Origin of the sequence: Micromonospora sp. CPCC 205561 (assembly GCF_036906775.1) — a bacterium.
GTDB lineage: Bacteria > Actinomycetota > Actinomycetes > Mycobacteriales > Micromonosporaceae > Micromonospora.
The window spans coordinates 1-12,478 of record NZ_JBAKHV010000025.1; the positions used below are offsets into that span (position 1 = coordinate 1).

The 12,478-nt window shown below is 74.9% G+C and carries 10 protein-coding genes; 9 read left to right on the plus strand and 1 reads right to left on the minus strand.

Annotated elements, in window-relative coordinates; translation table 11 throughout:
- From V6V16_RS15040 to V6V16_RS15060, 5 genes are all read left to right on the plus strand, one after another.
- The coding region (locus tag V6V16_RS15040) for a lanthionine synthetase LanC family protein (RefSeq protein WP_334562653.1) at window positions 1–463 on the plus strand (463 nt) is incomplete at its 5' end.
- 84 nt (window positions 464–547) lie between these two features.
- On the plus strand, window positions 548–796 hold the full coding sequence (locus tag V6V16_RS15045; RefSeq protein ID WP_334562654.1) for a hypothetical protein: 249 nt from the start codon (window positions 548–550) through the stop codon (window positions 794–796).
- An 85-nt stretch (window positions 797–881) separates the two neighbouring features.
- Window positions 882–3,785 carry a helix-turn-helix transcriptional regulator gene (locus tag V6V16_RS15050; RefSeq protein ID WP_334562655.1) on the plus strand — a complete coding sequence of 968 codons (2,904 nt, stop codon included), beginning with the start codon at window positions 882–884 and terminating at the stop codon, window positions 3,783–3,785.
- A 113-nt stretch (window positions 3,786–3,898) separates the two neighbouring features.
- On the plus strand, window positions 3,899–5,338 hold the full coding sequence (locus V6V16_RS15055) for a nitroreductase family protein (protein ID WP_334562656.1): 1,440 nt from the start codon (window positions 3,899–3,901) through the stop codon (window positions 5,336–5,338).
- A 351-nt stretch (window positions 5,339–5,689) separates the two neighbouring features.
- Window positions 5,690–7,084, plus strand: coding sequence for an N-acetylmuramoyl-L-alanine amidase (locus V6V16_RS15060; protein ID WP_334562657.1), 1,395 nt, complete (start codon window positions 5,690–5,692; stop codon window positions 7,082–7,084).
- A 424-nt stretch (window positions 7,085–7,508) separates the two neighbouring features.
- Here V6V16_RS15060 and V6V16_RS15065 read toward each other — a convergent pair whose 3' ends face one another.
- Window positions 7,509–8,378: a peptidoglycan DD-metalloendopeptidase family protein gene (locus V6V16_RS15065; RefSeq protein WP_334562658.1), complete on the minus strand. Its 870-nt coding sequence runs from the start codon at window positions 8,376–8,378 to the stop codon at window positions 7,509–7,511.
- 309 nt (window positions 8,379–8,687) lie between these two features.
- On the opposite strand from V6V16_RS15065, the gene V6V16_RS15070 reads away from it, so the two are divergent.
- The 4 genes from V6V16_RS15070 to V6V16_RS15085 are packed head-to-tail and all read left to right on the plus strand — an operon-like array spanning window position 8,688 to window position 12,432.
- Window positions 8,688–9,329: a hypothetical protein gene (locus V6V16_RS15070; RefSeq protein ID WP_334562659.1), complete on the plus strand. Its 642-nt coding sequence runs from the start codon at window positions 8,688–8,690 to the stop codon at window positions 9,327–9,329.
- Complete coding sequence (locus V6V16_RS15075; RefSeq protein WP_334562660.1) at window positions 9,326–10,354, plus strand: hypothetical protein; 1,029 nt, start codon at window positions 9,326–9,328, stop codon at window positions 10,352–10,354. Before V6V16_RS15070 ends, V6V16_RS15075 begins: the two co-directional genes overlap by 4 nt.
- Complete coding sequence (locus V6V16_RS15080) at window positions 10,351–10,620, plus strand: acyl carrier protein (RefSeq protein ID WP_334562661.1); 270 nt, start codon at window positions 10,351–10,353, stop codon at window positions 10,618–10,620. Before V6V16_RS15075 ends, V6V16_RS15080 begins: the two co-directional genes overlap by 4 nt.
- Window positions 10,621–10,629: 9 nt before the next feature.
- The gene (locus V6V16_RS15085) at window positions 10,630–12,432 is read left to right on the plus strand and encodes a long-chain-fatty-acid--CoA ligase (protein WP_334562662.1); all 1,803 of its coding nucleotides are present in this window, start codon (window positions 10,630–10,632) and stop codon (window positions 12,430–12,432) included.
- The last annotated feature ends 46 nt before the right edge of the window (window positions 12,433–12,478 follow it).

Genomic DNA, 12,478 nt, shown 5'->3' on the forward strand with positions numbered 1-12,478 from the left:
GCTGCGCCGCGCCGGCGACCTCGCCGCCGAGGGGGCGGGACCCGGCTGGTGCCGGGGCGCGGCGGGGGTGGCGCTCGCCCGCGGCGCTCTCGACACCGACACGCCCGCCCCGGAGGCGCCGGCCGGCGGGCCCGCGCCCGAGCGCCCCGCCGGGGCGGTACGCCCCCTCACCGACCGCCCGCTGCTCGGTGACCTCAGCCTCTGCCACGGCGAGCTGGGCGTCGCCGAGGCGCTGCGCGGCATCGTCCCCGGCGGGGACGCGGCACGGCGGCACCTCGGCCGGGTCCTCGACGCCGTCGACCGGTACGGGCCGTCCTGCGGGACCCCGGGCGGCGTGCCCACCCCCGGGCTGCTCACCGGCCTGGCCGGCATCGGCTACGAGCTGCTGCGGCTCTCCGGGGTCGCGGCGGTGCCCTCGGTGCTGCTGCTGGAGCCGACCCCTCAACCGCCGCCTCCGGGTTGAGCGGCACCGCCGCGGGGACGACCATCTCCAGTGGAGCGAACGGCTCCCGGAACACCACGAGAACACCATCAGGAGGAATGACAGTTGTCCGAGAACCAGCTCTTCCCGCGTCGTAGCGACGAGACCGACCCCGTGGCACCGATCGACGACCCGGTCGGGGCGATGTGGCTGCAGCCCGCGGTGACCTTCGGGATCCGCGCGGCCGCCCTGGCCAGCCTGGTGGTGCCCGTGGGCATGGTCGTCGGCAGCCTCATCGGCGGCGGTGGCGCGGCGCCGGAGGCCGCGGCCCTGACGACCTGCTGCCCCGACGACCCGTTCGTGATGTCGCGGTAGTCGCGGGGGCGGCAGGAGCCGCCCGGGGCGGAGGGCGGGAGCACCGCGTTGGGCCGGCGCCTGCTTCCTCGGATAGCGTGCGGGTGTGTACCGCTCCTCGAAGTTCATCGGTCGGGACGCCGAACTCCGCGCGGTGCTGGACAGCCTCGAATCGGCCCAGGCCGGGCTCGGCGGCGCGGTGTTCGTGGTCGGCGAGAGCGGCGTCGGCAAGTCCCGCCTCGCCTCGACGGTCGCGGAGCTGGCCACCACCGCGGGCATGCGGGTGATGCGGGGCCGGGGCAGCACGATCGGCGCCTCGGTCCCGCTGCGCCCCCTGACCGAGGCCCTGCTGTCGCTGCTGCGCTCCGGGCCGGTCGATCCCACCGTGCTCGGGCCGTACGGCCCGATCCTCGGCCGGCTCGTGCCCGACTGGGGACGGCCTCCGGCCGACCAGGAGAACACGTCCCTGGTGATCCTCGCGGAGGCCGTCCTGCGGCTGACCGGGGTGGCGGGCGCGGGGCGGGGCTGCCTGATGCTGCTGGACGACCTCCAGGACGCCGACACGGAGACCATGGCCGTGCTGGAGTACCTGATCGACAATCTCGCCCTGCAACCGACCATGCTGCTCGGCGTGATCCGGTCCGAGCCCTGCGCGGCGCTGACCATCGCCCGCTCGGCGGCCCAACGTGGTCGGTGCACCCTCATCGAGCTGGGCCGGCTCGACGAAGACGAGCTGCGGCGCATGGTCGGCGCCTGCCTCGGCGTCGCCGCCGAGCGGGTGCCGCCGACCGCACACGCCCTCGTCTCGACGGCCAGCGCCGGAAATCCCTTCCTGATCGAGGAACTCGTCGCCGGCATGGTCGACGGCGGGCTGCTGATCGGCGGTCCCGGCGGCTGGCGGATGTCCGACGAGCTGCCCCCCGCCCTGCCGGGCACCCTGGCCCGGGGCATGCAGCAGGGGGTCGAGCAGCTCGGCCCGCGGGCCCGCGAGCTGCTCTCGATGGGCGCGCTGCTGGGGCGGCGGTTCCCGCTGGTCGTGGTCCAGGAAGCCACCGGGCTGGGCGACCGCGAGGTGCTCGACCACCTCTGCGGCGACGTCGCCGGGCGGCTGGTCGCGGTGGACGACCAGCTCGCCGACTGGTACGCCTTCCGGCACCGGCTCACCCGCGAGGCGCTGCTCACCCTCCTCGGCCCGGCCGACCGGGTCCGGCTCGCCCGGCGGATGGCCGACGCGGTGCAGGCCGTCTTCCCGGGGCTGCCGGGCGAGTGGTGCCAGGTGTCGGCCACCCTGCACCTGGAGGCCGACGACCCGGAGGCGGCCGGGGTGCTGTTCACCGAGGCGGGCCGCCGGGCGCTGGCCCAGGGTGGCGCCGCCACCGCCGTCGCCCTGCTGGACAGGGCGATCGGCCTGCTCGGCGAGAAGAACGCCGTGGCGCGCGCGGCCGCCCTCGAAACCCTGCTGCACGCCCTGGCCGAGGCGGGACTCGTCGAGCGGGCCCTCGCGTCGGTCAGCACCCTCGACCGGATCGGCGGTGTCGACCCGCGCCGGCGGGCGCAGCTGCACACCCGGCTGGCCTGGGCCGCGACGGTCGCCGGTCGGTCGGCCGAGGGGCTGGCGCAGGTGGAGCAGGCGCGGGCCCTGCTCGGCCCGGACGCCGCCGCGGAGGACACCGCGCCGGTCGACGTGGTCGCCGCCCACCTGGTGCTGGACACCGCCGGGCAGGACCAGCTGGACACGGCCGAGGCGTTGGCCCGCCGGGCCGCCACCGTGGCCGAGGCGGTCCCGCTGCCCGTGGTGGCCTGCCAGGCGTGGCAGCTCCTCGGCGCGCTGGTCCGGCACCGCGACCCGGCGGAGGCGACGCGCTGCCTGGAGCGGGCCCTGGCGATCGCCGCCCAGCACCGGCTGCCGATCTGGGAGATCCACGCGCTGATCCGGCTCGGCAACGACGACGCGCTGCGCGACGCCAGCCTGGACCGGCTCGAACAGGCCCGGGAACGCGCCTCGCAGGCCGGCGCCGTGACCGCGCGCCACCAGGCGGAGGCGAGCCTGGCGCTGCACGCGGTGCTGCGCGGCGACTTCGCCACCGCCGACGGCCTCGTCCAGCAGGTGCTGGCGGCCACCACCCGGCTGAAGCTGCTGGAGACCACGCAGTACGTGCTGCTGGTGTGGGCGGTGCTCGCCGGGCACCAGGGGCGGCGCCGGGAGATGGAGCACGCGCTGGCCGAGTTCCGCCGGTGGGACGGCGACCAGGCCCTGCACGCCTCGCGCGTGCACGGGCTGGCCCGGGCCTTCTGCGCCCTGCTGGAGGAGGACCGGCCGCGCGCCCTGGACGAGCTGGCCCGCGCGTTCAGCGCCCAGGAACAGAGCCCCACGGTCTTCCACCTCTCCGGCCGGCACGGGCTGCACCTGCTGCTCCAGGTGATGTCCGGCGAGGCGGGCTGGTCGGCGTACGAGGCGGTGCAGGGCGACTCGGCGAGCCGGCTGCGCTGGGATCTCCAGTTCGCGCTCTTCGCGAAGGCGGTGCTGCTCGGCCGCTCCGGGCGGCCCGACGCGGCGCAGGAGGCGGCGGCCGAGGCGATGCGGGCCGGGGCGCCGTACGCGATGGGGCGGCACCTCGCGCTGCGGCTGGTCTGCGAGCCGGCCCTCGCCGACGGCTGGGGGCAGCCGGTGCAGTGGCTGCGCGCCGCCGAGGAGTACTTCCACCGCAGCGACGTGCCGGCCGTGGCCAGCGCCTGCCGGGCCCTGCTGCGCCAGGCCGGGGTGCGCGTGACGCAACGCCGCTCCGGAGCCGGCGATATTCCCCCCGGCCTGCGCTCGGTGGGCGTGACGGTACGGGAGTTCGAGGTGCTGCGGCTGCTGGTCGGGCGGCTGAGCAACCGGGAGATCGCCGGCCGGCTGCACCTCTCCCCGCGCACCGTGGAGCGGCACGTCTCCAGCCTGCTGGGCAAGACGGGCCTGCCGAACCGGATCGCGCTGAGCGAGTTCGCCGTCGAGGTCGAGAGCGGCTGAGCGGCGGCGGGGCCGGCGCCGAACGGGCGGCGGCGGCGCCGGCGCACGAGGATCGGCGCGGTCGCGGCGTCCGGCGGACGCACCGCCGCGCGCGGCCCTGGCAGGATGGCCGGATGGACCTCGATTCCGGCGCCGGGCTGCTGCACCGGCTGACGTCCTACGTGCCGAGCCGCGAGTGGGACATGCCGGTGGACGACCCGCGCGTCCGCCGGGACCTCGCCGCGAACGACCCCGCGACCCTGCCGCCGCCGATGAAGGGCTACCCGGACGGCCCACCCGTGCTCGCCCTGCCGCGCGACCTGCCCGATCCCGGGGTCCCCGCGACGGCCGTGCTGGCGGGCGTCGCCGCCGCGGCACGGCCCCTCGACGCGGCGCAGCTCGGCCGCGTGCTCTTCCTCGGCGCCGGCGTCGTGCGCACCGCCGAGCGCGACGGCCGTCCGGTCCTCTACCGCGCCGCCGGGTCGGCGGGGGCACGCTTCCCGCTGGAGGTCTACGCGAGCACCCGCGGGGTCGCGGGGGTCCCCGACGGCGTGCACTGGTACGACGCCCGGCGGCACGCCCTCGTCCAGGTCGGCCCCGCCGCCACCGGGACGGCCACCACGCTCGTGGTGACGGGCGTGCCCTGGCGCACGGGCTGGCGCTACGCCGAGCGCGGGTGGCGGCACCTCTACTGGGACGCCGGCACGCTGCTGTCCCAGCTGTCGGCGGCGGCGGCGAGCGCCGGTCTCGCGCCGCGACTGCGCTCGCACTTCCCGGACGCCGCGGTGCGCGCGCTCGTCGGCGCGGACGGCGTGCACGAACACCCGCTCGCCCTGCTGTCGTTCGGCGACGGCGAGCCCGCCGTCGGGCCCACCGGGCCGGCGGTCCCGGGGGAACTGCCGCCGGTCGAGCTGCCGCTGTGCACCGCCGCGCAACGCGCCGGCGAGCGGGACGTGCTCGGCCCGCCCTGGCCGCGGGGCGAGGCGTTGCAGGCCCACCCGCCGTCCGACCCGCTCGACGAGGTCGTCCGCCGGCGGGGGTCGCAGCGGCGGATGGACCGGTCCCGCACACTGCCGCGGAAGCTGCTGGAGTGGCCCCTCTCCGCCGCCCTGCGCGGCGTCACGGTGCCGCACTGGGTCGCCGTGCACGGCGTGGACGACCTGCCGCCCGGGCTCTACCGGTGGCCCGACCTCCGCGCCCCGCTGCGCGCCGGGAACCTGCGCGACGAGTTGCTGCGGGTCTGCCTGGGCCAGGGGCTCGCCGGGGACGCCGCGTACGTGGTGATCGCCGCCACCTCGCTGTCCCACCTGGACGACCGCGGCTACCGCGACGCGCAGCTCGCCGCCGGGCTCGTCGAGGGCCGGCTGCACCTCGCGGCGTACGCGCTGGGCGCCGGCGCCTCCGGCATGACCTTCCTGGACTCGGAGGTCCCGGGGCTGCTCGGCGAACCGGACGACGTCGCGGGGCTGCTCTTCACCTGCGTGGGCGTGCCGGAGTACCGCTCGCGCCCGGGCGGGCGCCCGGGAGCCCCGGTGCCGGTACGCGGCGTCACGCCCCGCATCGGTGGGTCGTGACGCCGCCCGGCCGGCCCCCGCGGGTCCACCACCACCGGCGGGCCCCGATCGTTGCCTCTCGCTGAACGGTCCGCGCAGGCGGCCGTCGCTGCCCCGCCGTCGCCGGACGATCGTGGTGAGCACCGAGCCGGGGCGCACCATCCGGGCCGGGATCACCGGGCACGGGCGCGGCGGCGTCGTCAGCCGGTGAGTCCGGCGTCGTCCGCGAGCACCGGCCCGAGCGGGGCGATGAAGGATTTCGCCGGCCAGCCGCACCTCGACGGAAGGCATTTACATCGCCGTCCGCCGCGGTGTACGTTACCGCCACCCGTCGACTTCAATCGATGTCGACCAATATTTTGAGGGGTGACGGTGACGACGCGACTCGCCTCCCGGCGTACCCATGGTCTGCTCAGCGCCGCGCTGACCGCGACCATGCTCCTGTCCGCCGGACCGGTTCTGGCCGCCGCGCCGGCGTCCGCCGCCCCGGACGCGGGCCCGCCCGCGGCCGGTCGGCTGGCCGCCGCGTTCGACACCGCCGCGCGGCGCTACGACGTCCCCCGCGACCTGCTGGTCGCCCTCGGCCACGCCGAGACCCGCCTGGACGGGCACGGCGGCGCGCCGAGCGCGGCCAACGGGTACGGCCTCATGCACCTGGTGAGCAACCCCGAGCTGCGCACCCTCGACGAGGCGGCGGCGCTGACCGGGCTCGGCCTCGGCGCACTGCGCGCCGAGGCCGCCGCGAACGTGACCGGGGCGGCCGCCGTGCTGCGCTCCTACGCCGACCAGGCGGGCCTGGACGCGGCCGAACGCGACGACCTCGACGAGTGGTACGCGCCGGTGGCCCGCTACGGTGGCGCGGCCACCCCGTCGCTGGCCCGGCTCTACGCGGACGCCGTGTACGACCTGCTCGGCAGCGGCTTCGCGCCGGGCAGCCGCGAGCTGGCGCCGGTTCCGGGCCGCCCGGTGGCACCCCGGCGCGACGTGCCGGGCCGGGCTCCGGACCAGGCCGGCGTCCTCAGCACCGACTACGGGCCGGCCGCGTGGGCACCGGCCAGCACCAGCAACTACACCGTCGGCAGCCGACCCACCAGCCACCCCGTCCGGTACATCGTCATCCACGTGACGCAGGGCAGCTACGCCGGCTCGATCAGCTGGTTCCAGAACCCGGCCGCCCAGGCCAGCGCGCACTACACCTTCCGCTCCTCCGACGGGGCGGTCACCCAGTCGGTGCGGGAGAAGGACATCGCCTGGCACGCGGGCAACTGGACCTACAACACCCAGTCCATCGGCATCGAGCACGAGGGCTACGTCGACAACCCGGCCTGGTTCACCGACGCGATGTACCGCGCGTCCGCGACGCTCACCCGCGCCCTCGCCAACAAGTACGGCATCCCGAAGGACCGGGCGCACATCATCGGTCACCGCGAGGTGCCCGGGGCGACCCACACCGACCCGGGGCCGAACTGGAACTGGACCTACTACCTCCAGCTGGTCAACCAGCAGAGCGGCGTCGGCTCCGGCACGGTGAACGCCGAGGGGGCGGGCCTCAACGTGCGCTCCGGCCCCGGCACCGGGTACGCCGTCGTGGGTTCCGTCGCCGACGGCGCGACGGTCAGCATCTACTGCCAGACCGTCGGCACCACGGTGACCGGCCCGTACGGCACGAGCAACATCTGGGACCGCATCGGCACCAACCGGTACGTCTCGGACGCCTTCGTCCTGACCGGCCACGACGGCTTCATCCCCGGCGTGCCGCGCTGCTGATCCCCGCCGGCCGCTCCCGCGCGCGACGCGGGAGCGGCCGCCCGGGCGTCAGCACCGTGCGACGACGAGCTCGTGGATCGCGGTGAGCAGTTCCGCTCCGCGTGCGCGGTGACGGTGACGGCGGCACGGCGCAGCGGGCTGACGACGACGTACTGACCGTAGCGGCCGTCCAGCCGGTAGGTGTCGTCCCGGTCGATCCAGACGCCCAGCCCGTAGCCGCGGGTGCAGGGCTGGCCGTACGGGACGGCGCTGGTGTCGACCCGCTCCGCCGTCATCCGCCGCACGTACGCCGCGGGCAGCACCTGCCGGTCGCGCCACCGGCCCTCCCGGCCCGTGTACGCGAGGCGGGTCCCGGGCCCGGCGGCGAGCGGCGCGGCGAGGTCCGGGGTGCCGGCGCGGGCGGGCCGGGCCCGTGGGACGCGGCCTAGTTCCACCTGTCCTGGTTGAGGAAGCGGGCGAAGCCGCGCCAGGAGTTGGGCCCCATCACCCCGTCGATCGGTCCGCCGTAGCCGTGGCCGGAGGCGAGGCGCTGCACGGCGCGCCACGTGTTCGGGCCCGGCTGCCCGTCGATGGGCCCGGTGTACCCGTAGGCCCTCATGGCCCGCTGGAGGGCGGCCCAGGTGCTCGGGCCGGGCGCGCCGTCGACGGGCCCGGTGTATCCGGCGGTGAGCCGCAGCCAGTTCTGCATGCGCTGGTAGAGGATGGCGCCCGGGACGCCGTCCTGTTCGGTGCTGCTCTTGGGCAACCCTCCGGGGGCGGGGTTCTGCCCGACGTAGGTCAGGGGGTTGATGCGCGTACCGGCCGGGTTGATCATGTGCCAGTGCACGTGCGGGCCGGTGGACGAGCCCGAGCCGGGGGCGCCGGCCGCGCCGCCGGAGAGCCCGACGACGGTGCCGCTGGAGACGGCGGCGCCGTTGCCCAGCAGGAACTGCGACAGGTGCATGTACTGGCTGCGGTAGCCGTCCGCGTGGTGGATCGTGACCGTGTGCCCGCCCGTGCCGTTGTACGGGGTGTTCTGGACGGTGCCCGCGCCGCAGGCGGGCAGCCGGGTGCCGACCGGCATGCCGAAGTCGACGCCGCCGAGCGAGCCGCGGTTCAGGTGGTCCTGCCAGGTGCCGGTGACCCGGTACGCGGTGAAGGGATTGTGGATCGCGGGCGCGGCGTAGGCCCGACCGGGGACCACCAGCCCGGCGACGGCGCCCGCGCCGAGGGCGGCGCCGAGCAGCAGCGCCCGGCGGTCGAGGCCCACGGCGGGGCCGTCACCGCAGCATCCTGACGGGTCGAGGTGTTCCATCACATGCTCCCTGACTTGTCGGGCCCGCGATCGAGGCCGTGACAATACATAGCCGTCGGTAGATCTGTCGACAGCTGCGGCCCCGCCGTTTCCCTCGACAATCGTCGCCGGCGCCGTCCCGCGCGCCGCCGGCGGAAACGGCCGACCGGGCCGACCGGCTTCGGTTCGGCAGCGCCGGCACGGTTTCCACAAAGGGCTCGGGGCGAATCCGCAAGGCGGAAACCGAACACTTTCTATTACCGGACGGTTACCCGTGGCCGATACATTCGCCCACGTCAACGGGCTCCTGTCTCGACACGGGGTGAAAATGTGAACAGTCAGTTAATCGCGCGCCCGGAGCCCGCACTCGAGGTCCGGGACCTCGAATGGCGACGGCTGTGGGCCGGCGCGCGACTGCTCGCCGAGGCGTATCAGGACGGGGCCATCTGGGCCGCTGCCGGTTCGCTCCCCCGCTGGCAACGGAAGCTGGCGCTGACCGCGCTGTACCTGGCCGAACTGCTGACCGCCAAGCTGATGGGCTCGGGCATCATCCTGGCCGCGTACCGCGCCGAGCGGCTCGACGGGGTCCTCGTGCTCTACGGGGACGAGCGCACCACCCCGTGGTGGGGGTGGGCGCTGCGCGCGGTGGCGTGCCTGCTCTCCGGGCCGCGGGCGGTGGTGCGCGCGGTGCGGATCTCCAACGCGCTGGACCGGATGCGCCCCGATCGACCGCACGTGTGGTTCGCGGTGCTCGGCCGCAGGGCCGACTCCGTCGGCGTCGGTTACGTCCTCATCCGCGCCGGCCAGAAGCGGGCGGAGGCCCTCGGCCTGCCGGGCTACCTCGAGACCTCGGCCGGGCCGGAACAGGTGCAGATCAACGAGATGCTCGGCTGGAAGACGGTCGACGAGTACGTGCTGAGCACGGGAAGCGTCATCAAGACGATGTGGCGCGACAACCCGGCGCGGTCATGACCGCCACCGGGCTGCGTGGCGGACTGGCCACGCTCTTCGCCATCCCGCCGGAGCACCGGCTCGACGACGTCGACCGCGACTCGGCGAAGCAGATCCTCGGCTGCGACGACGACACGCTCTCCGCGTTGCTCGACCACGGGCTGCCGGCCAGCGGCGACCGGGGCGCGGAGCACTTCGACTCCCGCGACCTGTTCAACCTGGCGTTGTACTCCGGCACCGGCACGACCGTGCCGGAGCAGGCCTTCGCCTACTCGCTGCGGTGGATGCGCTCGTCGACCGACGACCTGCTCGCGCCCCGCGCCTCCCGGCTCGAACTGCGGGTCGCGTGCGCCGCGGACCGGTGCGGGCCGGCGCCGACCAGCATGCTCGCCCTGCCGCGCCCGGACCGCTGCGGCGGTGCGGTGAGCGACCTGACGGTCGAGCCCGCCGACGACGGCGCCGGGCGGACGGGGCATCCCGACGGCGGCGGCGACCACGTCGTACGCGCGGCGTCGGGGCTCGCCGTCACCGCCACCGTCCACACCACCGGCGAGCAGTCCCGGCTGCGCTCCCCCGAGCTGCGCGCGATCGCCGCCGAGTTCGCCGCCATGGAGCTGCGCTGGGTCAAGCTGCCCGCCGCCCTGCAGGACGACGTCGAGCTGATCAAGACGCACGGCGTGGCGAGCTGCGCCTCCGCCAGCCGCTACCTGGCCCAGCTCTGCGCCGCGGCCGGCATCCCGGCGGTCACCCGGATCGGCTGGGTGGTCGGCATGCTCGACCTGGTCCACGCCTGGGTCGAGGTCGAGGACGCCGACGGCGCGACGAAGGTCATCGACCCGATCTTCGCGCTCTTCTCCGCCACCGTGCGGGGCACCAACCCGCTGCTGCGCGACCCGGCCGTCGCGCTGCGCACCAACCGCCTCATCCCGACCGGCCTCCAGGTCGGGCGGCCCGTCGCCGAACACCGCTGCGCCGGCGAGCCGAGCGCGGCCCGCACCACCACGAAGATCCTCCCCGCCCCGACGCGCCACCGGGAGTCGCCATGAGTCCGACCGAGACGGTCCCCGAATTCATCACCACGTTCCTGCGCGCCAGATGCCCCGACATCGACTCGGTCGGCGTCGACGACGACCTCGTGGAGAGCGGGGTCCTGAACTCGATGCACTTCGTCGAGCTGCTCTACCTGATCGAGGCGGAGCTGGGCACCGAGATCTCCCTCGACGAGGTGACCACCGACGACTTCCGCACCATCTCCCGGATCACGCAACGTTTCTTCGCCCAGGGCCGGTCCGGCTCCGGCGGGACGGCTTAAGGAGTAGCAATGTTGGAGGCCCGCGTCCGCGAGGTGGCCGCGTCGGTGTTCGGAGTCGCACCCGACGAGCTGCCCGAGCGACTGGAACCGGACACCGTGCCGGGCTGGAGCTCGCTGCGCCAGATCCAGCTCATGATGGCGCTGGAGAACGCGTTCGGCATCGAGATCGACCCGAACATGCTGCCCTCCCTCGCCTCCGGTGAGGCGATCGTCAGGTACCTGAGGCAGGTGGGGGGCATCGCCGAGCCGGCGGCGCCGGTCTCGGCCTACCACCCGCACCTGCGCACGGTGCACGACGTCGTCGCCTTCCACGCCGAGCACCGGCCCGACCACCCGGCGGTGCGGTGCGAGGACCGTTCGGTGACATACGCGCAGCTGCACCGGTCGAGCAACCGGACCGCGCACGCCCTGCGCCGCGCCGGGGCCGCCGCCGGGCACCGCGTCGCCTACCTGGGCAAGGAGTCGGAGCACTACTACGACATCCTGTTCGCCTGCGCCAAGACCGGCACCGTCCTGGTCCCGGTGAACTGGCGGCTGCGCGGCGGCGAGATCCACCACATCCTGCGCGACTCCGGCAGCACCGTCCTCTTCTGCGACGAGGACCTGCTGCAGACCGCCGAGGAACTGCGACCGGACCTGCCCGAACTGCGCGAGGTCGTGTCGCTGGGCGCCTTCACCGGCTGGCAGGGCGACGAGGACGGCGACCTGGCCCCGTCCTGGACCGACGAGCAGCCCCTGGCGCAGGTCTACACCAGCGGCACGACGGGCAACCCCAAGGGCGTCGTGCTGGCCCACCGCAGCTTCTTCGCGGTGCGGGACGCGCTCGCCTCCGAGGGCCTCGACTGGATCGACTGGCGGCCGGACGACGTGAGCCTGATCGGTATCCCCGGCTTCCACATCGGCGGGCTGTGGTGGTCGATCCAGGGATTCAGCGCCGGCATCACCAACGTGTCGGTGCGGGTGTTCTCCGGGCCCGAGGCGGTCCGGGTCATCCGACAGCACGGCATCACCACCGCGTGCGTCGTCCCCGCCCAGCTGCAGATGATGCTCGCCCCGCCCCGGCCGAAGCGGGAGGACTTCGTCTCGCTACGCAAGATCGTCTACGGCGGGTCGCCCATCTCCGAGGCGCTGCTCGGCCGCAGCATCGACATGTTCGGCTGCGACTTCGCGCAGATCTACGGCCTCTCCGAGAGCGGGAACACGGCGATCTGCCTGCCGCCGTCGGAACACGTCGTCGGCGGGCCGCGGATGCAGGCGGCCGGCCGGCCGTACCCGGGCATCGGCGTGAAGATCATCGACGACGCGGGGCGTGTCCTGCCGGCGTTCGAGGTCGGCGAGATCTGCCTGTCGACCCCGGCCCGGATGATCGAGTACTGGGGCCTGCCCGACGCCACCGCCGCGACCCTGGTCGACGGCTGGCTGCACACCGGCGACGCCGGCTACCTGGACGACGAGGGCTTCCTGTTCGTACGCGACCGGATCAAGGACACGATCATCGTGGCCGGCGAGAACGTCTACCCGGCGGAGATCGAGAACGCGGTCTGCTCGTACCCCGGCGTGGTCGAGGCGGCCGCCGTCGCGGTACCGCACGAACACTGGGGCGAGGTCGTGCACTGCTTCGTGGTCACCCAGCCCGACCGGCCCGCGACCGCCCGCGAGCTCACCACGTTCCTGCGCGGACGGATCGCCGACTTCAAGATCCCGGCGGGCTTCGAGTTCGTCGACCACCTGCCCCGCAACCCCAGCGGAAAGCTCCTGCGGCGGGAGCTGCGCGAGAGGTTCTGGCAGCACCTGGACCGGCGCGTGGCCTGACGACCGACACCGCCCCCTCCCGACTCCACCACACCCAACCTTCGTG

Coding starts and splice junctions, on each gene's coding strand:
- V6V16_RS15055 (WP_334562656.1), top strand. CDS start 3,899: ATGGACCTCGATTCCGGCGCCGGGCTGCTGCACCGGCTGACGTCCTAC.
- V6V16_RS15080 (WP_334562661.1), top strand. CDS start 10,351: ATGAGTCCGACCGAGACGGTCCCCGAATTCATCACCACGTTCCTGCGC.
- V6V16_RS15065 (WP_334562658.1), bottom strand. CDS start 8,378: ATGGAACACCTCGACCCGTCAGGATGCTGCGGTGACGGCCCCGCCGTG.
- V6V16_RS15075 (WP_334562660.1), top strand. CDS start 9,326: ATGACCGCCACCGGGCTGCGTGGCGGACTGGCCACGCTCTTCGCCATC.
- V6V16_RS15085 (WP_334562662.1), top strand. CDS start 10,630: ATGTTGGAGGCCCGCGTCCGCGAGGTGGCCGCGTCGGTGTTCGGAGTC.